Source organism: Pseudomonas sp. W5-01 (assembly GCF_046540435.1).
GTDB classification, from domain to species: Bacteria; Pseudomonadota; Gammaproteobacteria; order Pseudomonadales; family Pseudomonadaceae; genus Aquipseudomonas; species Aquipseudomonas graminis_B.
This window is the reverse complement of the sequence record NZ_JAXCIP010000004.1, coordinates 166,488-192,887: the sequence shown is the minus strand read 5'-3', so window position 1 is coordinate 192,887 and position 26,400 is coordinate 166,488. Positions and strand designations below refer to the sequence as shown.

General features: G+C 60.9%; 23 protein-coding genes and 3 pseudogenes. 15 read left to right on the top strand and 11 right to left on the bottom strand.

Annotated features, from left to right (window positions below):
- Nucleotides 1-2: 2 nt before the first annotated feature.
- Nucleotides 3-893: a DUF3034 family protein gene (locus SLW75_RS14410; RefSeq protein ID WP_410928555.1), complete on the top strand. Its 891-nt coding sequence runs from the start codon at nucleotides 3-5 to the stop codon at nucleotides 891-893.
- Nucleotides 893-1,324 carry a group I truncated hemoglobin gene (locus SLW75_RS14405; RefSeq protein ID WP_410934778.1) on the top strand — a complete coding sequence of 144 codons (432 nt, stop codon included), beginning with the start codon at nucleotides 893-895 and terminating at the stop codon, nucleotides 1,322-1,324. Before SLW75_RS14410 ends, SLW75_RS14405 begins: the two co-directional genes overlap by 1 nt.
- 203 nt (nucleotides 1,325-1,527) lie before the next feature.
- Here the strand turns inward: SLW75_RS14405 and SLW75_RS14400 are convergent.
- The 3 genes and pseudogenes from SLW75_RS14400 to SLW75_RS14390 form a co-directional block, all read right to left on the bottom strand.
- Nucleotides 1,528-1,641 (bottom strand): annotated as a pseudogene (locus tag SLW75_RS14400) (hypothetical protein); the annotation flags it as partial.
- Nucleotides 1,642-1,798: 157 nt separating this feature from the next.
- Nucleotides 1,799-4,231 carry a glucose/quinate/shikimate family membrane-bound PQQ-dependent dehydrogenase gene (locus SLW75_RS14395; RefSeq protein WP_065992486.1) on the bottom strand — a complete coding sequence of 811 codons (2,433 nt, stop codon included), beginning with the start codon at nucleotides 4,229-4,231 and terminating at the stop codon, nucleotides 1,799-1,801.
- A 113-nt stretch (nucleotides 4,232-4,344) separates the two neighbouring features.
- On the bottom strand, nucleotides 4,345-5,715 hold the full coding sequence (locus SLW75_RS14390) for a carbohydrate porin (protein ID WP_410934777.1): 1,371 nt from the start codon (nucleotides 5,713-5,715) through the stop codon (nucleotides 4,345-4,347).
- 556 nt (nucleotides 5,716-6,271) lie between these two features.
- Between SLW75_RS14390 and SLW75_RS14385 the strand changes: the two genes are divergently transcribed.
- Nucleotides 6,272-6,499 (top strand): VF530 family DNA-binding protein, encoded by a 228-nt coding sequence (locus tag SLW75_RS14385; protein WP_074888901.1) that lies wholly within the window; start codon nucleotides 6,272-6,274, stop codon nucleotides 6,497-6,499.
- A gap of 33 nt (nucleotides 6,500-6,532) precedes the next feature.
- On the top strand, nucleotides 6,533-7,195 hold the full coding sequence (locus SLW75_RS14380) for a Pr6Pr family membrane protein (protein WP_410934776.1): 663 nt from the start codon (nucleotides 6,533-6,535) through the stop codon (nucleotides 7,193-7,195).
- Nucleotides 7,196-7,268: 73 nt separating this feature from the next.
- On the opposite strand, the gene SLW75_RS14375 is transcribed toward SLW75_RS14380, so the two are convergent.
- The 3 genes from SLW75_RS14375 to SLW75_RS14365 form a co-directional block, all read right to left on the bottom strand.
- Entirely contained in the window at nucleotides 7,269-8,039 is a 771-nt protein-coding gene (locus SLW75_RS14375; protein WP_410934775.1) for a siderophore-interacting protein, read from the bottom strand.
- Entirely contained in the window at nucleotides 8,036-8,629 is a 594-nt protein-coding gene (locus SLW75_RS14370; protein WP_369318387.1) for a PadR family transcriptional regulator, read from the bottom strand. The genes SLW75_RS14375 and SLW75_RS14370 overlap by 4 nt, the downstream gene beginning before the upstream one ends.
- A gap of 120 nt (nucleotides 8,630-8,749) precedes the next feature.
- Nucleotides 8,750-11,872, bottom strand: coding sequence for a transglycosylase domain-containing protein (locus SLW75_RS14365; RefSeq protein ID WP_410934774.1), 3,123 nt, complete (start codon nucleotides 11,870-11,872; stop codon nucleotides 8,750-8,752).
- A 337-nt stretch (nucleotides 11,873-12,209) separates the two neighbouring features.
- Here SLW75_RS14365 and SLW75_RS14360 point away from each other — a divergent pair, with 337 nt between their 5' ends.
- Nucleotides 12,210-13,145 carry a hypothetical protein gene (locus SLW75_RS14360; RefSeq protein WP_192135182.1) on the top strand — a complete coding sequence of 312 codons (936 nt, stop codon included), beginning with the start codon at nucleotides 12,210-12,212 and terminating at the stop codon, nucleotides 13,143-13,145.
- A 46-nt stretch (nucleotides 13,146-13,191) separates the two neighbouring features.
- On the opposite strand, the gene SLW75_RS14355 is transcribed toward SLW75_RS14360, so the two are convergent.
- From SLW75_RS14355 to SLW75_RS14340, 4 genes and pseudogenes are all read right to left on the bottom strand, one after another.
- Complete coding sequence (locus SLW75_RS14355; protein WP_410934773.1) at nucleotides 13,192-13,812, bottom strand: hypothetical protein; 621 nt, start codon at nucleotides 13,810-13,812, stop codon at nucleotides 13,192-13,194.
- A 112-nt stretch (nucleotides 13,813-13,924) separates the two neighbouring features.
- On the bottom strand, nucleotides 13,925-15,067 hold the full coding sequence (locus SLW75_RS14350; RefSeq protein WP_410934772.1) for an OpgC domain-containing protein: 1,143 nt from the start codon (nucleotides 15,065-15,067) through the stop codon (nucleotides 13,925-13,927).
- 144 nt (nucleotides 15,068-15,211) lie between these two features.
- A pseudogene (locus SLW75_RS14345) lies at nucleotides 15,212-15,454 on the bottom strand (excisionase family DNA-binding protein); the annotation flags it as partial.
- Nucleotides 15,455-15,700: 246 nt separating this feature from the next.
- Nucleotides 15,701-16,072, bottom strand: coding sequence for a hypothetical protein (locus SLW75_RS14340; protein WP_065992506.1), 372 nt, complete (start codon nucleotides 16,070-16,072; stop codon nucleotides 15,701-15,703).
- A gap of 201 nt (nucleotides 16,073-16,273) precedes the next feature.
- Between SLW75_RS14340 and SLW75_RS14335 the strand changes: the two genes are divergently transcribed.
- From SLW75_RS14335 to SLW75_RS14325, 3 genes are all read left to right on the top strand, one after another.
- The gene (locus SLW75_RS14335; RefSeq protein WP_065992508.1) at nucleotides 16,274-16,543 is read left to right on the top strand and encodes a type B 50S ribosomal protein L31; all 270 of its coding nucleotides are present in this window, start codon (nucleotides 16,274-16,276) and stop codon (nucleotides 16,541-16,543) included.
- A gap of 162 nt (nucleotides 16,544-16,705) precedes the next feature.
- Complete coding sequence (gene ddlA, locus SLW75_RS14330) at nucleotides 16,706-17,797, top strand: D-alanine--D-alanine ligase (RefSeq protein ID WP_410934771.1); 1,092 nt, start codon at nucleotides 16,706-16,708, stop codon at nucleotides 17,795-17,797.
- A gap of 2 nt (nucleotides 17,798-17,799) precedes the next feature.
- A complete protein-coding gene (locus tag SLW75_RS14325) occupies nucleotides 17,800-18,204 on the top strand; it encodes an NUDIX hydrolase (RefSeq protein ID WP_410934770.1) in 405 nt (134 codons plus the stop codon).
- A 27-nt stretch (nucleotides 18,205-18,231) separates the two neighbouring features.
- Here SLW75_RS14325 and metR read toward each other — a convergent pair whose 3' ends face one another.
- Nucleotides 18,232-19,149: a transcriptional regulator MetR gene (metR, locus tag SLW75_RS14320; RefSeq protein WP_065992512.1), complete on the bottom strand. Its 918-nt coding sequence runs from the start codon at nucleotides 19,147-19,149 to the stop codon at nucleotides 18,232-18,234.
- A gap of 207 nt (nucleotides 19,150-19,356) precedes the next feature.
- Here metR and SLW75_RS14315 point away from each other — a divergent pair.
- The 7 genes and pseudogenes from SLW75_RS14315 to SLW75_RS14285 all read left to right on the top strand — a co-directional run.
- A pseudogene (locus tag SLW75_RS14315) lies at nucleotides 19,357-19,965 on the top strand (5-methyltetrahydropteroyltriglutamate--homocysteine S-methyltransferase); the annotation flags it as partial.
- Nucleotides 19,966-20,121: 156 nt separating this feature from the next.
- On the top strand, nucleotides 20,122-21,114 hold the full coding sequence (locus SLW75_RS14310; RefSeq protein WP_065992516.1) for an alpha/beta fold hydrolase: 993 nt from the start codon (nucleotides 20,122-20,124) through the stop codon (nucleotides 21,112-21,114).
- A 110-nt stretch (nucleotides 21,115-21,224) separates the two neighbouring features.
- Nucleotides 21,225-21,893 carry a DsbA family oxidoreductase gene (locus SLW75_RS14305; protein WP_065992518.1) on the top strand — a complete coding sequence of 223 codons (669 nt, stop codon included), beginning with the start codon at nucleotides 21,225-21,227 and terminating at the stop codon, nucleotides 21,891-21,893.
- 171 nt (nucleotides 21,894-22,064) lie between these two features.
- On the top strand, nucleotides 22,065-22,778 hold the full coding sequence (locus tag SLW75_RS14300) for a GntR family transcriptional regulator (RefSeq protein WP_192135167.1): 714 nt from the start codon (nucleotides 22,065-22,067) through the stop codon (nucleotides 22,776-22,778).
- Nucleotides 22,775-23,791 carry an ADP-ribosylglycohydrolase family protein gene (locus SLW75_RS14295; protein ID WP_410934769.1) on the top strand — a complete coding sequence of 339 codons (1,017 nt, stop codon included), beginning with the start codon at nucleotides 22,775-22,777 and terminating at the stop codon, nucleotides 23,789-23,791. Before SLW75_RS14300 ends, SLW75_RS14295 begins: the two co-directional genes overlap by 4 nt.
- Before the next feature lie 159 nt (nucleotides 23,792-23,950).
- Nucleotides 23,951-25,420 (top strand): purine-cytosine permease family protein, encoded by a 1,470-nt coding sequence (locus SLW75_RS14290; protein WP_410934768.1) that lies wholly within the window; start codon nucleotides 23,951-23,953, stop codon nucleotides 25,418-25,420.
- Complete coding sequence (locus tag SLW75_RS14285) at nucleotides 25,410-26,351, top strand: PfkB family carbohydrate kinase (protein ID WP_410934767.1); 942 nt, start codon at nucleotides 25,410-25,412, stop codon at nucleotides 26,349-26,351. The genes SLW75_RS14290 and SLW75_RS14285 overlap by 11 nt, the downstream gene beginning before the upstream one ends.
- Nucleotides 26,352-26,400 lie beyond the last annotated feature (49 nt).

The window sequence follows — 26,400 nt, the reverse complement described above, 5'->3', positions numbered from 1 at the left end:
TTATGGCACGACGCCTTTCGACGTACTTGAATCCCGTGCTGCTTGCCAGCGTGGTCGGAGGCTGTGCGACATGGTTCGCGCCGGCGGCCGAAGCCGAGCAGGGGCGCCTGATCGCCACCGGCGGCGCCAGCAGCATTGAAGGCGGCGCAGGCGGCGGGATCATCCCCTGGGCCATGCTGGCCGGGTATGACGAGCAGGGCGAGTGGGGCGGCAACGCGTTCGCCACCCACGTCGACTTGCCGGACTACACCCTCGATGTGGTCGGCGCTGCAGCGTCCTACGGCAATCGGATTGAGGTTTCCTACGCCCATCAACGCTTCGACCTGGGCTCACTGGTCAGCAAGCTCAACCTCCCGGATGACAACCTCACCCAGGACATCTTCGGCGTGAAGGTTCGCCTGTTTGGCGACCTGATCTACGATCAGTTGCCGCAGGTGTCGGCGGGGCTGGAATACAAACACCAGAATGATTTCCTCATCCCCAGCCTGGTGGGCGCCAAGCGCGATTCGGACGTCGAGGGTTATGTCACCGCGAGCCGTCTGTTCATGGGCGCGGCCTTTGGCTACAACCTGGTGGTCAACGCCGGCCTGCGTTACAGCCGTGCCAACGAAACCGGGCTGATGGGCTTTGGCGGCGACCGGCGCGATACCCGCAGCGTACTGAAAGAGGGCGGCGCAGCCATCCTGTTCAACCCGCACTGGGCAGTGGGGATGGACTACCGAGAGAAGCCCGACAATCTGTCGTTCGCCGGCGAAAGCGACTGGGCGGACTTCTTTGTCGGCTGGTTTCCCAACAAGCATGTTTCCGTGGTGCTGGCCTACGCCCGGCTCGGTGAAATCGCCACGCTGGACAACCAGAACGGCACCTACCTTTCCGTGCAGGGGAGTTTCTGATGGGGCGGTCTCTGTGGCTGATTCTCGGGTTCAGTCTGTCGTTGCTGGCGGGGTGCGCCCAACAGCCGCCCAAGGACGACAGCCTCTATCAGGACCTGGGCCAGCGCGCCGGCATCCAGAAAATCGTCGAAGGCATGCTGCTGCACATTGCTCAGGATGACCGCATTTATAAATACTTCGCCAAGGTCGACATCGTTCGGGTACGCGACAAGCTGGTGGAAAGGTTTTGCGTCGAAGCCGGCGGGCCGTGCACGTACACCGGTGACTCCCTGGAAGAAGTGCACAAGGGCATGAAACTCAGCCGCAGCGATTTCAATGCGTTGGTCGAGAACCTTATCGATGCGATGAACGAGCAGCACATTCCGGTGACGACGCAGAACTGCTTTATTGCCAGGCTGGCGCCCCAGCGTGGTGAGGTGATCGAAAAGTAGGGGCGCTAAAGGGGACCGCAAAAGGGGACAGATTTATTTACGGTGAAGCGTTGTGGCGCACGCAAAAGGGGACAGATTTATTTACGGTGAAGCGTTGTAAATAAATCTGTCCCCTTTTGAGCGTTTCGGCGCGCAGAAAAAAAGGCGGTCACCTCACGGGACCGCCTTTTCTGTTACTGCACGACGCTAATCAGCGAAGCGGATCAATCCGGCAGTTTGTAGGCGATGACGTAATCGCCCTGTTTGGTGCCCAGCGAACCGTGACCGCCTGCAACGACCAGCACGTATTGCTTGCCGTCCTTGCCGGTGTAAGTCATCGCAAAAGGGGACAGATTTATTTACGGTGAAGCGTTGTAAATAAATCTGTCCCCTTTTGAGCGGTCCCCTTTTGAGCGTTTCGGCGCGCATAGAAAAGGCGGTCACCTTTCGGGACCGCCTTTTCTGTTACTGCACGACGCTAATCAGTGAAGCGGATCAATCCGGCAGTTTGTAGGCGATGACGTAATCGCCCTGTTTGGTGCCCAGCGAACCGTGACCGCCTGCAACGACCAGCACGTATTGCTTGCCGTCCTTGCCGGTGTAAGTCATCGGCGTGGTCTGGGCGCCTGCTGGCAGGCGGCCTTCCCACAACTGCTTGCCGTTACGAACGTCGTAGGCACGCAGGTACTGGTCCAGCGTGGCACTGAGGAACGACACACCACTGGCAGTGATGAACGTGCCGCCCAGGCTTGGAACGCCCATGGTCAGCGGGATCGGAACCGGCGCGCTGTCACGCACGGTGCCGTTCTTGTGCTTCCAGATGGTCTGGTGGTTGGTCAGATCGACCGCCGCCACATAACCCCACGCTGGCGCCTGGCACGGCAGGCCCATTGGCGACAGCATTGCTTCGAGGATCACACCGTAAGGCGCGCCCTTGTTCGGCTGCACGCCTTCGGTTTCGCTCTTGCGACCCGGGCCGCCTGCGACTTCAGCCGCCGGCACCAGTTTGGAACGGAACGCCATGTAGCTCGGGTTCACGAAAGCAATCTGACGCACCGGATCGACCGAAATGCCGCCCCAGTCGAACACACCGAAGTTACCCGGGTACACCAATGTGCCTTGCAGCGACGGCGGAGTGAACGGACCTTCATAACGCAGGGATTTGAAGTCGATGCGGCACAGCATCTGATCAAACGGCGTCACGCCCCACATGTCGCGCTCTTTCAGCGGCGGCGGCATGAAGTTCAGGTCGGACTTCGGCTGGGTAGGCGAGGTGTGATCGCCGGCGACAGCGCCTTGGGGTACAGGGATTTCATTGATCGGCACGATGGGCTGACCGTTGCTGCGGTCCAGCACATAGATGCTGCCCTGCTTGGTGGAGGCCAGAACAGCAGGCTTCACGCCGTCAGCGGTTTTCATGTCCATGAGCGTTGGCTGACCGCCGACGTCCATGTCCCACAGGTCGTGGTGGGTGAACTGGAAGCTCCATTTCACGTGACCGGTGGCGATGTCCAGCGCGACCAGACCGGCGCTGAATTTCTCCGAGGCCTCGGTGCGGTCGCCGCCCCACTGATCAGGCATCTGGTTGCCCATCGGCAGGTAGAGCATGCCCAGCTTTTCGTCGACGCTGAACATCGACCACATGTTGGGCGAGTTGCGGGTGTAGGTCTTGCCCTCGGCAAGCGGCGTGGTGTCGTCCGGATTGCCGCTGTCCCAGTTCCAGACCAGACGGCCGGTGTGCACGTCGAACGCACGGATCACGCCCGACGGCTCGTCGGTGGAAACGTTATCGGTGACGTGACCGCCAATGACCACGAGGTCTTTGGTCACTGCCGGTGGCGACGTCGAGTAGTAACCGCCCGGTGCGTAAGTGCCGATGTTGGCGCTCAGGTCGATCGAACCGTTGGTGCCGAAGTCTTCACACATCTTGCCGGTGTCGGCGTTCAGGGCGATCAGACGGGTGTCGGCGGTTGGCAGGAAGATGCGACGCGGGCAGGCATTGGCTGCGCCGGCAACCGCTGGAGCAGCAGGGCTTTGCGCAGGTGCGGCAGCGTCGGTCGGCGCGGTGGCAGCGTAGGCGGCGTCATCGTGATACGACACGCCACGGCAGGTCATGTGCGCCCAACCCTTGAAGTTGGCCGCCTTGCCGCTGCTGATCTTCGGATCGAAGCGCCAGATTTCCTTGCCGGTGTCCGGGTCCAGTGCGATGACCTGGCTGTGCGGCGTGCAGACGTAGAGCATGCCGTTGACTTTCAGCGGGGTGTTTTCGGCCGTGGTCTCACCCGGGTCGTTCGGACCCGGAATGTCGCCCGTGCGATAGGTCCACGCCGGGACCAGCTTGCTGACGTTGTCCGGGGTGATCTGCGACAGCGGCGAGTAGCGATCGCCGAAGGCCGTGCGGCCGTAGGACTGCCAGTCGCCGTCAGGCATGGCCGGCGCGGCGCTGGTGGTGCCGGCGGTTTCGCGGTCCAGCTGGCCTTTGATTTCACCCGGGTTTGTGAACTGGCTGGCCAGCGCGGCGATGCCCGCGACAATCACGGCGGCGCCCAATGCGCGAGTGCCCGTATCGCCGACCTGGCCACGCAGGACCGGACGACGGAACCATGGCAGCAGCATGACGATGCCCAAAGCAAACCAGAGTGCCAGACGCGGCACCAGCTGCCACCAATCCAGACCCACTTCCCACAGCGCCCACACGGTACTGGCGAACAGCACCAGTGCGTACAGGCCGAATGCCGCGCCGCGACCCATCATCAGCAGGACGCCGGTGATGGCGAAGCCGATGCCGGCTAGCAGGTAGTAAAGCGACCCGCCCAGCGTCAGCAGTTTGATGCCGCCGACCAGCAAGGCCAGGCCCATTATCAGAATGACCAGCCCGAGCAAGCTCGGAAGCAGGCGACCCTTACCGAAAGCACCCTCAGTGCTCATAAGTGTTGTACTCCGTAACGATGTGGTGGTTAACGCGTGTTGGCGTGAAGGCGCGGCCGTTTAGCCATGCCTTCAATGCCGATGCCTGGGTGCAGACGGGCGAGCTGGGCTGATCAGAACGAGGACTGGATTTTCAACCCCGCGACCAGCGCGTCATCAACCTGATTCACACCGCCCGGATGGCGGATGAATTGCAGGTTCGGGCGCACGGTCAGCCAGTTGGCGACGTGCACGCCGTAGTAGATTTCGGCGTTGTATTCGGTGTCCTGCACGGGCATGAACGCCGGGTCGTTGTAGTCCGCAACGCCTTCGGCCTGATTGCGCAGGTTGCTGTTCTTCCGGTACGCCGGGTTGACGTGGATGCGGCTGATGCCGACGCCGATGTCATCCTCGGGGCGCGCATCGAACGGGCCTTTGTACGTCGCACCGAGGGCAACGAAGTTGTCGATCATGTTGGTTTTCTTGTCGTGCAGCGTGCCGTTGGCGAACAGGCTCAGGCCGCGGCTGTTGTCGCTGGCCTCGCTGGTGACTTGCTGGCGCAGGGTCAGCCACATGCCGTGTTTGCTGGATGACGAGGCGTAGTCATCGCCGCTCCGGGCGGCGTATCGACCGTTGCTGTCCTTGGAGACGTCGCTGCTGTCGGCGGTGCTGTAGTAGTAACCGGCGCGGTATTCGCCCGGCAGGCCGTTGACCTTCGGCGACCAGACCACCTCGACCGGCAACACGGCGCCCTGGGTACCGCTGCCGCTGAGTTTGAAGGCGTTATCGTTTTCCAGGTTGGAGGGGTTCTGTTCGAACGCACCAACCTGCACGAACAGTTCAGGGGTCAGCTGATATTTGACGCGCATTGCCCACTGGCTGACCGGCCAGTTGTACCAGATCCCGCCGTCCCAGTTGCCGACCTGGGAGCCGCACAGCGCCAGGTTCTGGAAGTCGCACGGGAAGGTGTTGAAATCTTCGCCTTCGTTGAACCGGCCGACCTTGACGCTGAGCGTCTGGTCGATAAATTTCTGCTGGTACCAGAGGTCGGTCAGGCGTGTGACGTTGCCGCGGCCCCAGACTTCCTGGGACGACGAAATGGTGCCGGTGCGCGGATCGCCCACGCGGTCGTTGCTGATGTTGTCGCCGTTACGGTTGGTGAGGGTCAGTTGAAATTCAGCGTCGTGCCAGCCGAGGATCTTCTGCAAATCCATGTGCGCACCGAGGGCGAACTGGTCGCTGTAACGGGTCGCCTTGTCGTGGTTGTAACCGCCGTGCAGGTTGGAGCCCACTTCGATGACTGAGTCGAGCTTGAAGTCGTAGCCCTGTTCGGAAAGCTCACTGCGCTTGCCGCCCCAGTCACCCAGCATCCACGGCGACGCGCTGTCGAACGCCGGTGCAGCATGGGCACAGCTTGCAAACTCCAATGCGGCAAGGCTCAGGGCGCTGGCATGACGAAGGGCTCGGGACGATTTGCAGGTCGGGCGTTTCAGAGGACGGGGCATAGGGCGTGAGGTCTTTTTGAGTTATTCGAGAGCAAAGGGCGACGCCGCTCGCAATGCTTGGGAGGCGCGTTGCAAGGTCTTAATCAATGACGAGTTAGCCGTTTCAGCGTTTAGGGCGGCGATGATAGGACGCTAACGTTTTTTTAAAAAGTCAAAATTGCGACATGGATCATTGCGGTCGGTGTAACAGTGGTGGGAGCCCCGGGTAGCGCTGTCCTTTGTTTAGGTAGGCCGTCTCTTCGACGGTGGGTAAGGACGGTATGCCGCGACCGTTGCAGGTGGCGCATAGATGAGCGTTGAGCAGGCGTGATCAGGTGGCAGGATTCAGCGGTGCAGCGGCTGTTCCTTTGCGGCTGAATGAATGCGATCAAATTGTGGGACCGGCTTTAGCCGGGAAGAGGCCGGATTGAACGCCGCAGATTTACGGCGTGGCGGCTGGCGCTTTCCTGGCTAAAGCCGGTCCCACTATCACCCAACCCTTCACACCCAGCGGTGGGTCCGCTAAGGTGCGCAGCTCGCGAAACTGTCTTGTTCCACCAGCGTCCATAGGCCCGTCATGACCACACCCAACAACAACCCGCTGCACGGCGTGACGCTGGAGCAGATCCTCATTGCGCTGGTCGAGCATTACGAATGGTCGGGTCTGGCCGAGCGCATTGACATTCGCTGCTTCAAGAGCGATCCGAGCATCAAGTCCAGCCTGACGTTTCTGCGCAAGACGCCCTGGGCGCGGGAGAAGGTCGAAGGGTTGTACATCAAGCTGGCGCGCACCAAGCGCCCTTGAGCTGACTCGCCGATTGCCCAGGATTAGATCGAAATGCACAGCTCCCCGTTGCACCTGTCGCCAGGCCGGCGCCGCTTCATCAGCACGGCCGCCATGCTTGGCTGGTTCGGGCTTGCGGTGCAGCTCTATCTGATTCTCTGGGGGCGATGGATCGACCACGCCAGCCTGCTCGGCGGCCTGGTGCGCTTCTGCAGTTTCTTCACCGTGGTGACCAACACGCTGGTGGCGGTGGCGCTCAGCTGCGCGGTCATTGACCGGCATTCGGCGGGGTACCGATTCTTCCGTTCTCCCGCTGTCTGCGCCGGCATCACCACCAGCATTATTCTGGTGAGCCTCGCTTACAACCTGCTGCTGCGCCATCTGTGGACGCCCCAGGGCTGGCAGTGGATCGCCGATGAATTACTGCACGACGTCATGCCGGTGCTGTTCCTCGGCTATTGGTTGTTTCTGGTGCCCAAAGGCCTGCTGAAACCCAGGCATGTGCTGATGTGGATGCTGTATCCCGTCGTCTACTTCGGTTATTTGCTGTTGCGCGGAAATGCCTTCGGTGACTATCTCTATCCGTTTCTCGACATTGGCACGCTGGGCGTCGCTAAAGCCCTGACCAACGCGTTGGGCGTGCTGGCGGGTTTTGCGGGAATCGGGGCAGTCATTTTCGGGACAGACAAGGTTTTGGGCCGCCGAGGGCAGTCCTAAACCTCAATAGTGCCGGGGCGCCCCGAATCTGGCGCGCCGGCATCATTCAATCCCTTTTGGCGACGCCAACGCTTCACTCCTCGTCCGAACCGTCTGCGCGCCAGTAACCTGCGGCCTTGACAGCCGCCTCGTCCAGCGTGAACTCATCCAGCAGCACCCGCCGTACCTTGCGCGACAGGGACGATTCGGTCGCTACCCAGGCATACAAGCTGCCCTGCGGGAGGGTCAGTTTGCGCGTGACTTCAAGCAGATCTTGCTGACCACGCACCACCCAAATCACCTCGATCTGCGCATCGCTGGTCAGCGCCTGGCGCTCCGCTGCGTTATCAATTTCAACGACCACCAGCGCACGCCGACCGGCCGGCAATGCCTCCAGCCGACGACCGATGGCGGGGAGGGCGGTCTCGTCGCCGATCAGCAGGTAGCTGTCGAACATGTCCGGCACGATCATCGAGCCCCGGGGCCCGGCGATATTCAGCGTTTGCCCGGCTTCGGCCTGGGCCGCCCAAGTCGCTGCCGGACCGTCGCCATGCAGCACGAAATCAATGTCCAGCTCGCCGGACTGCGGGTCGTAGCGACGCGGGGTGTAATCGCGCATCGCCGGGCGCGGGCCTTCAGCGTTTTGCAGCGGTGCGTCACTGTCCAGCGCCGCCTGCTCTTCGGGCGTGGTGGCGAACAACAGTTTGACGTGGTCATCCGTGCCCAGACTGATGAACCCTTCAAGCTGCGGCCCGTGCAAGGTGATGCGGCGCATGCGCGGGGTGATGTCGGTCACCCTCAGCACCTGCAGCGTACGACGTTTGATCTCGTGGCTGACGCGGTGAATTCCTTGGGGTGCATTCATTCAGATTTCTCCGCAGCGGGTTGTTGGCCGTCGACGATGGCTTTCGCGGTGTCGTTCAGCAGGTCGCGAACCCGCAGGATCTCCTCAGGGTTCCAGCGGCCGTGGTGCATCTGCAGCGCATGACGCAGGTTATGCACGGCCTCGTGGATTTCCGGCGGACGATCATGCCCACGCAACGAGCGCTTGCTGACTTCGATGCGCATTTTCACGCCATCCAGCGCGACGGCCTGTTCGGTCAGGAACTGCTGGCCGGCCTCGGTGATGCGATAGCGTTTTTTGCCGCCCTCGGCATCGCCCTGGATCAACTCGCTTTCTTCCAGAAAGGTCAACGTCGGATATATCACGCCGGGGCTCGGGCTGTAGGCGCCGTCGAACAGCGCTTCGATCTGGCGAATCAAGTCATAGCCATGGCACGGCTGATCGGCGATCAGCGCCAGCAGCATCAATTTCAGGTCGCCTGGGGCAAATACCCGAGGCCCACGGCCACCGCGTTCACGGCCGGGACGTTTCTCGAAACCATCGCGGCCGTCGCCGTGTTCGCCGAAGTGTGGGCGGTGGTGGTGGGGGTGATCGTGTGAGTGGTCTTTCATTTTTTTCATCTCTTGGTATAAGTTAGATATACCTTAAGATATATCTTATTGTTTCCACAAGATGGGTTAAGACGAACGGTTGTCGTCCCGTTTCAGAGGCATGGGATCGATGAATACCGGTTACAGAAGCGTGGCCACCTGCGTAGGGACGGGCGCTTTGCACTGGGTGAAAGTGCCCGGCTCCAGGTAGGGATTGAGAATCGGCGCCATGCCTTTGAGGACTTGCACCGGAAGGGCGGAGGTGAATTTGAAGCTCTCGGCGGCGCGTCCCGGGACGTAGGCCGTCAGCGTGCCGTAGTGGTTGTCGCCGATGAAAAACACGAACGTCGCGGTGCGGTTGATGGCCTTGGACGCCAGGATTCGACCCCCTGCGCCAATGCTTTCGATACGGTTGTCGCCCGTGCCGGTTTTGCCGCCCATGGCCAGCACGCTGCCGTCACGGGTTTTGAAACTGCCGGACACGCGCCTTGCCGTGCCGGCATCGACCACCTGGGAAAGCGCCTCGCGCATGGCTGCGGCGACTTCCGAGGGCAGCACCCGTTTGCCCAGCTCGGGGTTGTTGACCAGCTGGGTTTCATAAGGCGTCTGCGCGGCAAAGTGCAGGCTGTCGATGCGCAACACCGGCAGGCGGATGCCATCGTTCTGGATGATGCCGATGAGTTCGGCAAGCGCGGCGGGTCGATCACCGGAACTGCCAATGGCGGTGGCCAGCGACGGCACCAGATGATCGAACGGATAGCCCAGCCGCTGCCAGCGCTGGTGGATGTCGAGAAACGCTTCGATCTCCAGCATCGTACGAATGCGGCTGTCGCGCGCGCTCTTGTGCTGGCTCTTGAACAGCCAGCTGTAGACCTCCTGCCGCTCGAAACGGCTGGCCGCGACGGCATCCTTGAACGTGGCGTCCGGGTTCTGCAGCAGATACCCCACCAGCCACAGATCCAGCGGATGAACGCGGGCAACGTAGCCTTGATCCGGCAGATCAAACTTTCCGGGGCCGTAGGCGAAATAGAGGTCGTCCAGGCGCTTCTCGGTGAGCGCCGTTTTACCCTTTTCCCCGGCCATGTGCGCCCGCACGAATGCATTGAACGCGCTTTGCGAAGCGTCAGGCAGCAGGTAACGGTGCACGGCGGCAAGTCGGCTCGCAGCGGGATGCACCCCGTCGAGAAAGGTGTCGAGCCGGTCCTGGGTGGATTTGTTTTTATAGCGTTTCCAGAAGCGCAGCAGGAATGACTTGCCCTCGCGGTCGGCGAAATCGGCCAGGTATTCCTGGCGCCTCGGATCGCTGTCGTCCTTGAGCAACACCGCGCTGTTGTTGGGCCCCTGATAGGTGGTGTAACGCACCAGATCGCGCATCAGGCGAATGAACGGCAAGTTGATCGACTCGCGCAATGCCTCGCGAAGGGTGGGGTTGCGCGCGTTGTCCTCCCGGCGAAAATTATTGAAATGATGCAGGCCGCCGCCGGTGAAAAAACTTTCGCCGGGGCTGGCCGAATACTGACGATCGAGAGCTGCAGCGAGCATCTTCGCGAGGTCCCGATCGGTGTTCTGAATCAGGTAGTCCACCGCCCAGCGGCTGAGGCGGTCGGACTCCTCGACCGGGATTTTTCTCAGGGCGCTGGCGGGCAGATCGACGTACTTGTCGTGCAGTTCGGCGATGATCTGCAAGTACGTCGTCAGCACGCGCATCTTGGCCGTCGACCCCAGCTCCAGCTTGCTGCCCTCGTTGATGTCGAACGGCTGATCCGTGCTGTCCGTCTGCACCCGCACCCGCGAGCCATCAGGGTCGCGCTCGAACAGGGTAAAGCTGTAACGCACCGCCTGGGTGCTGGCCGGCGTCAGCAGATGCTCACCGATCAGCCCCATCTGACCGGCAAATTCGGGCTTGGCGAGGTCGCGCAGGTACTGGCCGACGCTGACCTGCAGGTCGTTTTGCAGCGTGCTGGTGGCCGAAAGGTCCAGGCGGTCAAGGTCGTAGAGCGAACGGTTGAGCATGTTCGACAGCCGCGTGCGGGCGACGGTGATGCCTTTGTTGCTCTCAATCGGTTGCACGGTCGGCTGCTGCACCCAGTCGCGATAGGTCACGCTGGCTGCCAGAGCGGCGTCGGCCAGCGGTTGATCGATGACATGGTTCTGCGCGAGCACGCGCAGATGGCTGTCCGTCAGATCCGCGAGCTCCTTGCGCCCCTTCGCCAGAAAGTGCGAGGGCCTGCGCTGCGCGATCACCAACGACAGGACTTCGCGCAGCGCCAAGCCCTGCGCCGTCAGGGTTTTATCGTCTTTTGCCGTCGACGCCAGCAACTGGTTGGTGCGGTCGAAGTCCGCGCCGTACCAGACCCGCAACCCTTCGGCCATGCCGTGGACTTCACCATGACCCGGGACCGCCGACAGCGGCACGCTGTTGAGATAGTCCCGCACCACCCGCTGCCGCGCCTCCAGGGTCTGCTGCCCCGGCTGATAAGCGCGAACGCTGGCGGACACCATCTGACGAATTTTCTCGCTGCCCGACAGCGTCAGGCCGTCCGGCGAGTGCCGGTACTTCTCCAACTGTGTCGCCAACGTGCTGCCACCTGCCGATTGCCCCGGCAACCCCACCATTTTCGCCACCTGAGAGAGCGCCGCCTTGAAGAACCTTGGCCAATCCACCGCCGGGTTGGCCAGCGGGCGCTGATCATCCAGCAAGTCGCGGTTCTCGATGAACAACAGACTGTTGACCAGCACCGGTGGGATCGCGGCAAAGGTCGGGTACAGCTGCTGCGGGTAGGTGTACTGATACAGCGGCGCGGCGCGACAGTCAGAAATGGTCAGGCCGGATTGAATCTTCTCCTGATACGGGACGAAGAAACCGCGCTCGGCGTAGGACATAAGATCAGGGGAGAAACGCGCCTGGGCGCTGATCAGGTAGTCACGCTTGAGCAAGCGGGGCAGGAATTCGCCGAGGGCGGAATAGCCCAGACGCTTGTCGAAAGGCCCGTCACCGGGATACACAATCGCGTCGCTGGGACCGGCTGCGACGGTGTAGCTCAGGCCTTGGGCCAGATGACTGAACTCCTGCGCCTGCAAACGGGAGCTGCGCACCTCGGTCGAGACCACAAATCCCAGGATCACTGCTGCCATCAGCACCGCCACCAGCAAAAACCGCCACACGTAACGCCGTGGGCGAGCATGGGCTGGCACTGATCCGTTTCCCTGACTGTCAGCCTTGACCGCAGCCTTCTTCGTATCGGAATGCCAAAAAGCGCCCATATCGTAAGCCCGGTCAAACCTGCACATCGCACTTGTTACAAGCGTAGACGCTGGTGGGCGCGGGTGAAGAGTTTGTGACCGGCGCTCGGTCGGGTTCTTTAGGAGGCACGTTCGTCATCCAACCGCTGGAACTTCGTGATAGGCGCGAGGGATCTCGCTTAGACCCCTCGCGCCTCGTGCCTGATTATTCCTTCCCTGGGGGCCGTTATGGGGACTGACTGATTTGTAGGAAATCTCTTGTTTTCAGCCTCGTCAGTTGACCGGAGTTGATTGAGATAGTTACGTCCTTTTGTCACCTCTGAATGCGGTGGCAAATCAATTTAAAGAGGATGAAACTATGAGCAGAAAAATAATTTTGAGTGACATGTTAAGAGGATTTTTTGTAGCGTGTGTCTGTACTCTCGCCGCGCCTGCCAGCGCTCAATCAATCTCCCCCGCTCAACCCTATGCCAAAGGTTTAGAGGAAAGTGTTTCTGAGGTACATGATGATGGTGAGATGATTCTTACTGTGTTGTCTGATCAAACTCACGTGTTAGACGCTGTGCTTAAAAGCAAGACCGCCGTTCACTACTACAGTTTTACTTCCGTCCGGGGCCAAGATGTACTGGTGTCTAACACACCGGGATTGTCAGGTGCACCGTTTTGGGAGCTGGAATACTTCGATGGTGCTAACTGGCTTAAAAAACCTGATTCTGAAGATAAGTTCTCTAGTTTGATGCCTGGGACTGAGGTGCTTATCAGGGTTATCCACAGAGCGGATGTCCCTTTATCTGGACAGCCTTATCATTTGGCGATCGGCTCTTACCCCGTTTTAAAAAATTTCGAATTTAGCGACGAAATCGGTGTTAACAGGATTCCTTCAGGTTATACCGAACCGTCTTGGTTATGGACACAGGGCTACACCCAAGGAATCTTGAAAGGAAGATTCACTGACTCTGTCGGGGCGCCGCTGAAAGGGGCTGTCGGGCGATTTGTGCTCAGTCTTAAGGAATCCCGCATTCGGCCGGTCGTAGAGAAGGTGATCAGTGACGAGCACGGTGTCGTCACCAAAGTCGTTAACTTCGAGCGCTGTGCCGGAGGCCACGAGGCCAGGGATTACGTAAGCTACAATCACGGTACTAACACGTGGAGAAGTTATTACTATGTGGGCGGCTATGTATTTTCCAACTTTTTACTGGGTGCTAAGGGAGAGGTAGAGGCCAATAAAGATCTTAGGCTATTCGGCCATATCTGCAATCAACGGCTAATTAAAAGTGTTCCTGGGCCCGCCTGAATGAATGAGCTTGGCTGGTCATTCTCCAGCCAAGCTTATCGCTGCTTCAGATATGCACTGAGATAAACGGTGTCCGTTTTTCCGCCCTCTCAGAGATTTGTTTTTTCCACGTTTGCTCCATGTCGTCGCTCTCGAGGATTTTTCCGTAGTCAACAATCCGGGCGATATCAGCCGCCTCAAGCTTGTAGCGGGTATTGAAGCCGGTTTTGTCATATTTGGCTAACGCTAACATTGCGCTGGAATGGTCGACCAAATGATCCTCAATGCCTCGGTGCTTTAGCTGCTCGGTCAGCCAGATCCGCTCCTCTGTGGAGAGACTTTCCTGAGGGTCGAGTATCTGGATATTCCCACTGCTATCAAAGCCAAAGCTGAAGTTTTTGGAAGCCAGTTCCGGTCGTAGGTTATAGAGCTCGTTTTTGAATGACGTATAAGCCAGATTTGCCAGTTCAAGCGATATGGCCGAATCAATCCTTTTCAAGGAAAGATAGTCGGCCATGCTCGTTATGTTCTTCATATTCGGCTCGGTAAGCCACGGTTGTTCATCTTCCACGGCAACTGGGCCTTGAGACACGTCTAGGCTGCCGGGGGATTCGTCGCCCTGCTTTAGCTGTACTGAGATCCTCGCTGGTGCTAAAGCCATGTGCTGCATCAGGTGATGTAGTTCCATTTTTTCCTCCGCTGATTTGTCCACTCCTTCGCGTAACGGCAATTCGCGAAAAAGCTTTGCCTGATAAACCAGTGGGAAATTTCCGAAGCTCCATCTAAGTGAGACATGGTTCTCAAACCTTCACCACCTGCACCGCTTTCGGACTGCCCAATCGCTTGTTCAACTCCAGCCAGTTCGACAACAGCAGCATCAATCCCAGCCCCAACAACGCGGTGATCACGCGCATTTGCCAGGCATCGTCAGCCAGCGCGTTCGCCATGTCGGCCAGCGGGGCGAGGAGGACGCCCAGGCAGAAGATCTCCAGCGAATAGCGGCCCATCCGGCAGGTCTGCTGGACAGGCCAGTTGTCGAGCCAGGTCATCGACGTCGGCAGCGTCTTCGCGACGACAGACACCAGCGCAAGGAAATGCAGCAGGCGCAGCGGCGACAGGTCGGTTTTGCTGATTGGGTAGATCAATTCGGTGAGCGCGGTAGGCAGGAGCGCGTCATGCACGTCGGGAAATTTCCACAGCACGGTGATGACGCCGGCCATCAGCAGGTAAGCCGCCGCTACGAGAAACGACGGCTGTTGCCAAAGCGGGCGAGCAGGGGGCTTTGCGTTCAGCTCGCGTTGGGTGTGCAAGGCAAAGGCCCCGCCGAGCACGAAGATCAACTGCCAGGCGACGGGATTGAAATACCAGTAACCGCCGCCTTCGTAGGCGCGCAGGTTCCAGCCGAGCAACGGCACCATCATGTACAGGGCAATCGACAGGCCGATCGCCATTGCTGCGTTGCGCAGCATGACAGGCAGGATCAACGGCAACGTGCCCATCAGCAGGATGTACAGCGGCAGCGGGTCGGTGAGGTTGGGTTTAAAGCGCAGCAACAGCTCATCGGCCAGCGCCTGCTGCGGGTTGCCGACGAAATACTCCAGGCCCATCTCCCGCACCATGTCCCGGGTTTCGACGTGATTGTTGGCGACGAAAACGATGCCCATCAGCAGCGTCAGCAAGAAGATGTGCGCGACGTACAGCACCCATGTGCGCCGCAGGATACGCAGGCACGCCACGACATAACCGTCACGCTGCGCCACGCGCCCGTAAGCGAGTACGGCGGCATAGCCGGCGAGAAACACGAACACCTCGGCGGCGTCGCTGAAGCCAAAATTGCGCAGCGTCAGTTGCGCGAAAGGGTTGGCTGGCACGTGATCCCAAAAAATGAAAATCAGCGCCAGACCCCGAAAGAAGTCGATGCGATGGTCGCGTCCGTTCGTCATGACGGTGGGCCTTGCAAAGGTGTTTAAAGAAGAGGGGCCAATGGGGCCATGGTTCCTTGCCGTCAGCAGGGTCTGATCGGCGGCGCGCAGGGTGGCGGGTTTGCGGGGTAAAAGCAAAGGGTGGATGTTGCAGGATGTCTCGCTTTATAGCTCTTCTGAAAGCCGGGACAAATCATCCATCGGTTTTCGGCTGGCCTCGTCGCGTTTGTTCTTGAACGCCATCAGTTCAGAGAACAACACTCTGCGGTGGCGACCGGTTTTAAAGTGAGGAAGAGCGCCTTCCCCAAGCAGCTTGACGAGATGAAGTCTAGAGACGTTGAGGAGATCAGCGGCTTCCTGAGTCGTCAGTTCCGCATGCACCGGGACCACCCTGACAACGTTGCCTAGAATTGAGGATGTTATTCGAAATAAACGAAAATGCGATGGCGCGCTCAGGTGAGCCTGCCGTCTCGGCTCGCAAGCCGTAGAGCAGTCCGAAATCGACTGGTGGACGGCGGCTCAACGCTTTCATTCGATCTCATCCCTGCGACACCGTCAGGTTGGCCTGGAACCGGCATTTTTAACGACGAGCAACGCACCAGGGGAACTCACAGGCGCCCCTTTTTTCGCGCAGATTTCCAACCCAACCGTGAATTACTGAGCTTCCGGCATCAGCATCGGCTTGCGGTCCAGCGTCTCGCTGACCATTCGATAAATGTCTTCTTTGCCCTCGTCGTTGCAGCAGCGGATCTCGTGGAGCACTTCGCGCTCTTTGGGAGACAGCGCGATGTAGTTCCATTCACACGCCTGGCGCATGAACACGTCGTGATCGTTGACCGGCATGACGTCGTCAGCGGCTTCGTGAAAAGCCTCCACGATCGTTTCGATCAGGCTGACGAGTTGCTCGGATTCAGGCTTGCCGCCAGTTGCCTGGACCAGACGCTGCAGATGATTCAACGCGCTGCGGGCGTCAATCAGCTTCATGTGTCCCGGGACACTCATTTCGTATCGATCGATCAAGTGCATGGCACTCCCTCCTGGTGTTTTTTGTTCATTCCGTTCCCGTCGAGGACCGGGCTGAGGTCGTCAGAGGCGCGAACGTTAGCGGCAGGGGAAGCGGCGGAAAAGGCGAAAGTTGTAACCGTTACAAAATCGTTAGCGGTTGAACTTTATCGAATTGATACTGTATAACGTATTACATGATTGTTTACATTCTGGAGAAAAACGATGAAGCCCGACATCCATCCCGACTACCGTAAAGTGCTCTTCCACGACACTGCTGCCGATGTGTTTTTCCTGATCGGCTCCACGGTTGATACCGATCGCACACACACGCACACCGATGGCACCACCTACCCTTATGTTGCCCTCGACGTGTCCAGCGCGTCGCATCCCATGTACACCGGTCAACAGCGCAAGACCACCACCGAAGGCCGTATCGCGGGCTTCAACAAGCGCTTCGCGACCTTCGGTTCCGGCGCCAGGAAAGAGGAATGACAGCAGCACCTCCCGCGCTCCGGGCATCGCCAGTCGATCACCCGGGCGCGGGATTTTTTTGCCCCGTTTTTCCTGTATTCCGTCTCGCAAGCCACCTTGGCACTGGACTATCGGGCCAAATTGCTTTTAGCTCTGCGACCTGAAATTCAGGAGCATCCCCCTTTGAAAAAGTCAGTCGCCATCGTTTTCGGTGGGCAATCCTCCGAGCATGAAGTGTCGTTGCAATCGGCGCGCAACGTGATCAACGCGATTGATCGCAACAACTTCTCCATCACCCTCATTGGTGTCGACAAGCAGGGCCACTGGCTGCGCTTCGACGAGCAGGATTACTTGCAGAACCCTACTGATCCTGCGCACATCAAGCTCAGTGACTCCGGGCGTCTGCTTTCGCTGATGCCGGGCGCCAGCGGGCCGCAATTCGTGGAAGTGCAGACCGGCGCAGAGCTGCCGCGCATCGACGTGGTGTTCCCGCTGATCCATGGCAGTTTCGGCGAAGACGGCTGCCTGCAAGGCATGCTGCGGCTGCTGGACATTCCGTTCGTGGGCCCGGATGTGCTGAGCTCCGCGGCTTGCATGGACAAGGATGTGACCAAACGGCTCCTGCGCGATGCGGGTATATCGGTGGCGCCGTTCGTGGTCCTTCAGCGTGGCGAGACCGTGGATTTCGTCAGCGTCTCCGCCCAGCTGGGCCTGCCGCTTTTCGTCAAACCGGCGTGCCAGGGATCGTCGGTTGGCGTGAGCAAAGTCACCGACGAGGCCGGCTATGCAGCCGCCCTGAAGCTGGCCTTCGAGTACGACAACAAGGTGCTGATCGAGCAGGGTATCGTCGGTCGCGAAGTGGAATGCGCCGTGCTGGGCAACCACGAGCCGAAGGTCAGTGTGTGCGGTGAGGTCGTGGCCAATGACGAGTTTTACGCCTACGACACCAAGTACCTGAACGACGGTCAGGCGCGCATCGCCATCCCCGCGCAGATGGCCGAAGAGATGAGCGAGGCCGTGCGTGAGGTGGCGCTGCAGGCCTATCGCGTGCTGGGCTGCGCCGGTTTGGCGCGGGTGGATTTCTTTGTCACCGAGGCACGGGAAATCATCATCAACGAGGTCAACACGCTCCCCGGCTTCACCTCCATCAGCATGTACCCGAAACTCTGGCAGGCCAGCGGATTGAGCTACGCCGAGCTGATCGATCGGTTGATCACCCTGGCGCTGGAACGTGCCGAAGAAACCCGCGCGCTGAAAACCGAGGTGGTGCTGTGACGGTGAAGACGCTCCGTATTGCCGCCGCGCTGCTGACCCGTGCCGATGGCAAGACGCTGCTGGTGCGCAAGCGCGGGACCGAAGCGTTCATGCAGCCGGGCGGCAAGATCGACGCCGGCGAGTCGGCGCTCGATACGCTGGCCCGTGAGCTGAACGAAGAACTGGGGCTGGTCATCGCGCCTGAACACGCGCGATTCCTGGGCGAGTTTTCGGCGGTGGCGGCGAATGAACCGGGCTTCGAAGTGAATTGCCAGCTGTACGGCGTTCACGTGGACGAGCCGGTCAATCCCGCGGCCGAGATCGAGGAAGCGATCTGGGTCGACGGCGAGAATATTGAGCAGTTGCACCTGGCGCCGCTGACCCGGGATTCGATATTGCCCCTGTACCGAGGCCTGCCAATCGCCTGATTTTGATGGAGGGTGCGGTGCGGCGGGTTAACGAACCGCGCTTACCCCGTCCAGTGTCGAAAACGACGTGTCCTTCGCCGTCAGCAAGAAGTCACGCATGTAGGGCGCGTCCAGCATGTCAGCGCGAATCGCCGCGTACAGCGTGGCGAACAATCCTTTTTCCCCCAGCCGCTTGCCCTTCACGTACCCGCGTGAGCTGTATTCATGCAGCGCCCAGTGGGGCATCCCGCACACGCCGCGGCCGCTGGCGACCAGTTGCATCATCATCACCGTCAGCTCGGATGTGCGCACCTGCGCCGGTTCAATGTCCGCCGGCTCGAGAAAACGCGTGAAGATGTCCAGGCGGTCGCGCTCGACGGGGTAGGTGATCAGGGTTTCATTGATCAAATCTTCCGGCACGACATACGGCCTGGCCGCCAGCGGATGCTGATTGGCAACCGCGAGCATCGCTTCGTAGGTGAACAGCGGCACATAGGTAATGCCTGCCAGCTCCAGCGGGTCCGACGTCACCACCAGATCCAGATCGCCACGGGCCAGGGCGGGGAGGGGCGCGAAAGCGAAACCTGACGCCAGATCAAGTTCCACCTCCGGCCATGCATCGCGGAACTGGTCGATCGTCGGCATCAGCCACTGAAAGCAACTGTGGCATTCGATGGCCATGTGCAGACGCCCCGCGACACCGCCGGCCAGTCGCGAAATATCCCGTTCGGCATGGCGCAGTTGCGGCAGTACCGAGTCGGCCAGTTGCAGCAGTCGCAGGCCCGCGCTGGTGAAGCGCACCGGTTTGGTCTTGCGCACGAACAGCGGCATGCCCATGCGTTCTTCCAGCTCCTTGAACTGGTGCGACAGCGCCGACTGCGTCAGATGCAGGCGGTCAGCGGCGTCAACGAGGCTGTCTGCTTCGCGTAACGCATGCAGGGTTTTCAGGTGGCGAATTTCCAGCACCGACGGCGCTCCATGAGTAAATTTTGTGATCAACACGAATTTAATGAGTTTGTCTCATGTCAGGGTAAGTGTCGACAATGGCGCCATCTTTTGAAGGAAGCAGTCAGCATGGGCCAGGTCAACAACTCTAATTTTCCTCACATCGGCGTGGCCAGGGGCTTCAAGCACATCCTCGAAACCCTGGGTGACGGCATTGATGTGGATTCGGTGCCAACGTTTACCCATGATCAGCGCTTCAACCTGAGCTGGGCGCCGCTGTTCGATGAGGTCGACCAGGCCCGCGCCGAGGGCCACACCCTCCGGCCGGAGATCATCGGTCCGTTGACGTACCTCTGGCTGGGGCAAGCGGAAGGGGAGGGCTTCGACAAGCTCGACCTGCTCGACCGTCTGCTGCCGGTCTACGGCGAGATCCTCGGCCGGCTGGCGGGCAAGGGCGTCGAGTGGGTACAGATCGACGAGCCAATTCTGACCCTCGACCTGCCCCAGGACTGGAAGAACGCCTTCGAGCGCGCGTACCACGCCTTGCAATACTCGCCGCTTAAAAAGCTGCTCGCGGTCTCCTGCGGCGGTCTGGGGCTGGGCAGCAACCTTGGCCTTGCGGTGTCTTTGCCAGTGCAAGGCCTGCATGTCGATGTGCTCAGTGCCCCGGAGCAAATGCCTCTGGTGCTGGACCGCCTGCCCATCTACAAGGTGCTGTCGCTGGGTGTGGCAGGCGAACTTGACCCCGCTGGCGCCGACGGTGAAGCCGCCCTTGAGGTGGTAAAAGAGGCTCAACTGCGCTTCGCCGACAACCTATGGGTGGCGGATTCGATCAGCTCGCCGGCAACAGCGGCCGCGTGAATACAGGGTGAGATGACCGTTTTGCTACCGCTCAGCCCTCTTCATCAAACTGTCACGCAACTGTGGCAGCGCGCTTGAGCAAACTGCATCAGACTCGCGGCCTACTGGGGTTCTGTGTGTCGGTGTTTTTCCATGCGGGTTTTACTTTTTCTGGCTGCGCTCTTGTGCAGCCTGTCGTCTTTTGCGGCCTCTCGATGCGATGTTGACGTTCCCACGCAGGTGGTCGAGCTCGATGACGTGCACCTGGCGTATCAAAGCATCGGGCGTGATTCCGATCCGGCGCTGCTGTTGGTCATGGGGCTTGGCGGTCAACTGATCCACTGGCCGGACGAAGTGGTCGTTGCCTTATGCCAGCAGGGCTTTCGCGTGATTCGCTACGACAACCGGGACGTAGGATTGTCGACCTGGGTCCAGGCGCCGCCGAGTCCCAACCTTACCTACGAAGTGCTGCGCTACAAAATCGGCCTGCCGGTGTCGGCGCCGTATTCGCTGACCGACATGGCTCAGGACGCGCTCGGCCTGATGGACGCGCTGCACGTTCAGCAATTCCATGTGCTGGGGGCGAGCATGGGCGGCATGATTGCGCAGCATCTGGCGGACATGGCGCCCAAGCGCGTGGAGAGCCTGACGCTGATCATGACCAGCTCCGGCGCGCCCGGGCTGCCGATGCCCAGCCCGGCGCTGTTGCAACTATTGGCCCGTCGCGGCGCGCCTGACCGGCAGACTGCCCTTGAGCAACAGGCCGATCTTCTGGCGGCGCTGGGCAGCCCGGAGGTCAAGGATGATCGGCAGATGCTGTTGCATCAGGCGGCGGTTTCCTACGACCGGGCGTTTAATCCTGAAGGCGTGAAGCGCCAGATTCTGGCGATCCTGTCCGAACCCAGCCGAGTGGAATTGTTGAATCGTCTGCGCGTGCCGACGCTGGTCGTTCACGGCACCGCCGACCCGCTGCTGCCGGTCATGCACGGAATTCACGTGGCGGCACACATACAGGGCAGTCAACTGAAGCTCATTCCCGGCCTGGCCCACCGCTTTCAGGAAGCCTTCAAGGCCCCGCTGCTGGCGGCCGTGTTGCCGTATTTGCGCGAGCATCGTGAAGACGCATCCCACGTCGCGCAGCTCTAATAAGACGGCGGGGTTGACCCGCCCATTGAGGGCGGGCGTGCCGGTGTAGGGTTTGAGCGCCACCGTGATCGGCGTATCGTGGTGCTTTTCCTCTCTTGCACGAGGCTGCCATGAGCACTCCGCTGAAAATCGATTTCATCTCCGATGTGTCCTGCCCCTGGTGCATCGTCGGCCTGCGCGCGCTGGACCAGGCGCTTGAGCATCTGGGCGATGAAGTTCAAGCCGACATTCACTTCCAGCCCTTCGAACTCAACCCGCAAATGCCGCCTGAAGGCCAGGACATCTTCGAGCACATCGCCGAAAAGTACGGCTCGACGCGGGAACAATTCCAGGCCAACGCCGAGAACATCCGTGAGCGCGGTGCAGAACTCGGGTTCGTCTTCAAGCAGGGCGAGCGGCGCATTTTCAACACCTTCGACGCCCATCGACTGCTGCACTGGGCTGAGCTGGAAGGCAAGCAGCACGCGCTGAAAGAAGCGCTGTTCACGGCGTATTTCAGCCAGCATGCCAACGTATCCAGCCACCAGGTGCTGGCGGATGTTGCGCAGAAAGTGGGGCTGGACCGGGTGCGCGCCGAGGCCTTGCTGGCCAGCGATCAGTACGCCAGCGACGTTCGAGAACTCGAGCAACTGTGGGTATCGCGGGGCGTGAGTTCGGTGCCGACGATCGTCTTCAACGACCAGTACGCCGTTTCCGGTGGGCAACCCGTCGACGTGTTCGTCAGCGCCATTCGTCAGATCGTGGGCGAAGAATCGAGCGTAGTGAATCGGGCTGATTGAAAGGTGAGATGAGGCCTGACGCGCAGCGCACAGGCGGCTGATCCGGGCTCTTCGACCCCGGACGGCCGATTATCCTTCTGCGCGTGCAGCCGTCACCTGCTGTTACGCCTCCGTCATTGCATTTCAAAAAACACTTGCTCCTCCCAGCCACTTTCGGATATCAATTTGTACATGATTAGACAGGTTCGATTCGACAAGAAAAAACGTGTGGTGGATGAGCTGGCCCGACGCATCGAGACCGGACAGATGGGGTCGGGCGAGTTGTTGCCGGGCGAGAATCTGCTCGCACAGGAATTCAACGTCAGCCGCGGTACGCTGCGCGAGGCGCTGTCCGAGCTCAAGCGGCGCAACTACATCGCCACGCAAACCGGCGTCGGTTCGATCGTCACCTACGACGGCATCTCGCTGGATCAGCGCGCCGGTTGGGCCCAGGCCCTGGCCGACACGGGGGCCAGGGTCAGCACCGAGATTCTGCGTCTGGTGGCGGTGCAGCGGCCTGATCTGGCAGGACGGTTCGGCACGGCCGAGTTCATCGCGCTGGATCGTCGGCGCACGGCGGGGGATGGCAGCGTGGTTTCCCTGGAGCGTGTGCTGATCCCGGCCTGTGACGGTCTGGAAAATCTGCCCCGCGACGGGCTGATTGATGATTCGCTGACGGTCACCCTGGCTGCCCACGGGTATGTCGGTGATCGCGGCGATCAGTGGATCGGTGCCGAGCCCCTGAGCAACGACGACGCGGCGCTGATGTTGCGCCAGCCGGGTTCGGTGTTCCTCAAGGCGACTCGCACTACTTTTGATCGCCGCGAACGTTTCATGGAGCACGTGGAAAGCCTTCTGGACCCCGTGCATTTTCGTCTGCATCTGGCTTTTGGATCACCCACATGACTGCACTGATCGACACGCGCGACCGAGGCCTCGGCGCTTTCTACGGACTGGCGCTGGGCGATGCGTTGGGCATGCCGACGCAGTCCTTGAGTCGCGAGCAGATCAGGCAGCGATTCGACCGCATCACTACGTTGCAGGCTGCCGGTGCCGATCAGCCTATTGCGCCGAACATGCCTGCCGGGTCGATCACCGATGACACCGAACAAGCCGTTTTGGTCGCTGAACTGCTGGTCGCTGGAGAAGGGCGCATCGAGCCGTCGGATCTGGCGCAGAGCCTGATCGACTGGGAAGCGGTGATGCAGGCCAAGGGTTCGCAAGACCTGCTCGGCCCCTCGACCAAGCGCGCCATCGAGATGATTCTGGCCGGTCACAGCCCCGAAGAATCGGGGCGTTTCGGCACCACCAACGGCGCCGCCATGCGCATCACGCCGGTGGGTATTGCCTTCGATGTGCGCGAAGAGGCGCGTTTCGTCGAGGCGGTCAAACAGGCCTGCCAGGTCACCCACAACACCAATCTCGGGATCTCCAGCGCAGCAGCGGTCGCGGCGGTTGTCTCGGCGGGTATCAGCGGTGCCACTCTGGGCAAAGCCCTCGACGTCGGCGCGCGCATCGCCCATGAGGCCGAGGGCTACGGGTACTGGATCGCCGGCGGCCGCATTGCCGCCCGAATCCGGTGGGCCAAACAACTGTGCGTCGAATGCAGCAATGAACAACTGCCCGAATTGATTTATGACGTGATCGGCACGTCCGTCGCCTCCCAGGAATCGGTGGTTGCGGCCTTCGCCCTCGCCCATCAAGTGGCTCGCGGGCAGGTATCGGCATTCGATGCGCTGTGCATGGCCGCCAGCCTGGGCGGCGACACCGACACCATCGCCGCCATTCTCGGGGCGATGCTCGGTGCCTGCGAGGGCATGGCCGCCTGGCCCGCACCGCTGATCGAACAGATCCACACCGTCAACGGACTCGACCTTCATCCCGTGGTCGAGCAGTTGCTGTCCCTGCGCGGGGTCTGATCCGACCGAAGCCAGCCCGTATAAAGAACAAGACCTACCTCGCGGCTCCATGTAGCGGCGAGTCAGGGTTTTTGCAGCCTGCAAAAGCCCACGCTGACACGGACGTCGTTTGCTTTGCGTACTGCCCACAACCAGAACAAATGGCACAGGAGCATTCACATGACGACATCCAACGCCGCTCAAGGCGCAGGTCAGCTTGAAACACGCGGCATCGAACCAGTCCCGGAGAACGAATGCAACGGCCACCCGTTGCAGCTTTTCTGGGTGTGGTTTGCGGCCAACATCAGCATCCTCGGGCTGCCGCTGGGGGCGACGCTCGTGGCCTTTCGCGGGCTGTCGATCGGGCAGGCGATCATCGTGGCGATCCTCGGCGCGGCCGGTTCGTTTGCTGTCGTGGGGGTCATCTCCATTGCCGGCCGACGGGGCAGGGCACCGAGTCTGACGCTGTCGCGGGCGATTTTCGGGGTGCGAGGGAATATCGGCCCTACCATCGTCTCGCTGATGTCGCGCCTGGGCTGGGAGACGGTGAACACCACGACCGCCGCTTTCGTACTGCTGTCGCTGTGCTCGATTCTCTTCGCCACGCCGGTGGAAGCTAAAAGTGCGCCGGGCCTGACCCTGGTGTTCATCGCCATTTTCGTGCTGATGACGCTGACCGTTTCCGGGCTCGGCCACGCCACGCTGCTGGTCATTCAGAAATGGGCGACGTACATCTTCGGCGCTTTGAACGTCATCGTCGGCGGGTTCCTGATCGCGCACATCGACTGGGCGGCCGTGTTCAACGCCGCGCCTGCACCGGTGGGCGCGATGATCATCGGCATCGGCACCATGGCGGCCGGCACGGGCATCGGCTGGGCCAACGCGGGCGCCGACATGTCGCGCTATCAGCATCGCAGCGTCAAGGCCACGCGGCTGGTGGCCTCGGCCGCTTTCGGCGCAGGCATTCCACTGGTGTTGCTGATCACCCTGGGCGGGCTGCTGTCGGTGGGCAATGACCACCTGGCGTCGGCCACCGATCCGATCATCGCGATCCGCGAACTGCTGCCGACCTGGATGGCCGTGCCTTACCTGATCACGGCGTTCGGCGGGCTGCTGCTCTCGAATAACCTGTCGGTGTACTCGGCAGGGCTGACCACGCTGACGCTGGGCCTGAGGATCAAGCGCGTGCACGCGGTGATTGTCGACATCGTGGCGATCTTCGCCGGATCGATTTACTTCATGCTGATCGCCGACAGTTTCTACGGCCCGTTCATCACGTTCATTTCGATGCTAGCCGTGCCGATCACCGCGTGGGTCGGGATCTTCGTCGTCGACCTGATGCATCGCCATTACTATTCCCCCGCTGACTTGATGGACGTCTCGCCGCGCAGCGCCTATTGGTATCGCGGCGGGATCGAGTGGCGTGCGCTGGGTGCGTGGGCCCTGGCCATCGTGCTTGGGTACAGTTTCACCACCGTCGCGACCACGCCGGAGAACGTGATATTCAAAGGTTTGCTGTCCGACTCGTGGTTCGGCCATAACGGGCTGGGCTGGATCGTGACCTTTGTGGTCGCGGGCGGTGTGTATGCGTTGCTGGGCGGCGCCCGTGACCGTCGCGTTGTTGCCGATGAGGTTGTTCATGCCCGCTAGATTGCTCTACACCGGCCAGGTCGTGGTCGATCTGGTCATGGCGCTGGACGCCTTGCCTCGCTCCGGCGGCGATGTGCTCGCCCGCTCGGCGGCCTTCGAAACCGGCGGAGGATTCAACGTGATGGCCGCCGCACGGCGCAGTGGCATGCCAACGCTGTACCTCGGTCGCCACGGCGCGGGGCGTTTCGGCGATCTGGCGCGGCAGGCCATGGCGGCAGAAGGCATCGACATCGCGGCGGCGGCGTCGGCTGGTCAGGACACTGGCCTGTCGGTGGCGCTCATCGAGCCTTCGGCCGAGCGCTCGTTCATTTCCTACGTCGGCGCCGAGGGCGGTTTGTCGGCTGACGATCTGCGCGGCGTCGAGGTGCAGCCTGAAGATTACGTGTTCGTCAGTGGCTACAGCTTGCTGCACGAAGGCAAGGTGTCGACGCTGCTGGACTGGCTCGTGCAGTTGCCAGCGGGGGCGGGCGTGGTGTTCGATCCGGGGCCGCTGATCGATTCGCCGGAGGCGTCCGGGATGCAGGTGGTGTTGCCATTGATCACGCTGTGGACGAGCAATGCCGAAGAAGCGCTGCGCTTCACCGGGTGCGAGACGATCGAGGGGGCCCTGGACAGGCTGGCGCACTGGCTGCGCAAGGATGCCTTGATGGTGGTGCGCGACGGACCGAATGGCTGCTGGATCCGTCAGGGTTCCGAGCCCCGACACGTGCGCGGCTTCCCGGTGACGGCCATTGACACCAATGGCGCCGGTGATGCCCATGCGGGGGTGTTGCTGGCCGGGCTGGCGTCAGGGCTGTCCGCTGCAGAAGCCGCATTGCGCGCCAATGCGGCGGCGGCCATTGCCGTCACTCGCTGGGGCCCGGCGACTGCACCGACGGCGGCAGAGGTGGATGAGTTAGTCGGCAGCAGCGAATTTCCCCTGGCACCCTGATGACCCCCGCCATCGCATGACCTGTAGGAGCGTGGCTTGTCCCGCGATC

Coding starts and splice junctions, on each gene's coding strand:
- SLW75_RS14410 (WP_410928555.1), top strand. CDS start 3: ATGGCACGACGCCTTTCGACGTACTTGAATCCCGTGCTGCTTGCCAGC.
- SLW75_RS14405 (WP_410934778.1), top strand. CDS start 893: ATGGGGCGGTCTCTGTGGCTGATTCTCGGGTTCAGTCTGTCGTTGCTG.
- SLW75_RS14395 (WP_065992486.1), bottom strand. CDS start 4,231: ATGAGCACTGAGGGTGCTTTCGGTAAGGGTCGCCTGCTTCCGAGCTTG.
- SLW75_RS14390 (WP_410934777.1), bottom strand. CDS start 5,715: ATGCCCCGTCCTCTGAAACGCCCGACCTGCAAATCGTCCCGAGCCCTT.
- SLW75_RS14385 (WP_074888901.1), top strand. CDS start 6,272: ATGACCACACCCAACAACAACCCGCTGCACGGCGTGACGCTGGAGCAG.
- SLW75_RS14380 (WP_410934776.1), top strand. CDS start 6,533: ATGCACAGCTCCCCGTTGCACCTGTCGCCAGGCCGGCGCCGCTTCATC.
- SLW75_RS14375 (WP_410934775.1), bottom strand. CDS start 8,039: ATGAATGCACCCCAAGGAATTCACCGCGTCAGCCACGAGATCAAACGT.
- SLW75_RS14370 (WP_369318387.1), bottom strand. CDS start 8,629: ATGAAAGACCACTCACACGATCACCCCCACCACCACCGCCCACACTTC.
- SLW75_RS14365 (WP_410934774.1), bottom strand. CDS start 11,872: ATGGGCGCTTTTTGGCATTCCGATACGAAGAAGGCTGCGGTCAAGGCT.
- SLW75_RS14360 (WP_192135182.1), top strand. CDS start 12,210: ATGAGCAGAAAAATAATTTTGAGTGACATGTTAAGAGGATTTTTTGTA.
- SLW75_RS14355 (WP_410934773.1), bottom strand. CDS start 13,812: ATGGAACTACATCACCTGATGCAGCACATGGCTTTAGCACCAGCGAGG.
- SLW75_RS14350 (WP_410934772.1), bottom strand. CDS start 15,067: ATGACGAACGGACGCGACCATCGCATCGACTTCTTTCGGGGTCTGGCG.
- SLW75_RS14340 (WP_065992506.1), bottom strand. CDS start 16,072: ATGCACTTGATCGATCGATACGAAATGAGTGTCCCGGGACACATGAAG.
- SLW75_RS14335 (WP_065992508.1), top strand. CDS start 16,274: ATGAAGCCCGACATCCATCCCGACTACCGTAAAGTGCTCTTCCACGAC.
- SLW75_RS14310 (WP_065992516.1), top strand. CDS start 20,122: ATGCGGGTTTTACTTTTTCTGGCTGCGCTCTTGTGCAGCCTGTCGTCT.
- SLW75_RS14305 (WP_065992518.1), top strand. CDS start 21,225: ATGAGCACTCCGCTGAAAATCGATTTCATCTCCGATGTGTCCTGCCCC.
- SLW75_RS14300 (WP_192135167.1), top strand. CDS start 22,065: ATGATTAGACAGGTTCGATTCGACAAGAAAAAACGTGTGGTGGATGAG.
- SLW75_RS14295 (WP_410934769.1), top strand. CDS start 22,775: ATGACTGCACTGATCGACACGCGCGACCGAGGCCTCGGCGCTTTCTAC.
- SLW75_RS14290 (WP_410934768.1), top strand. CDS start 23,951: ATGACGACATCCAACGCCGCTCAAGGCGCAGGTCAGCTTGAAACACGC.
- SLW75_RS14285 (WP_410934767.1), top strand. CDS start 25,410: ATGCCCGCTAGATTGCTCTACACCGGCCAGGTCGTGGTCGATCTGGTC.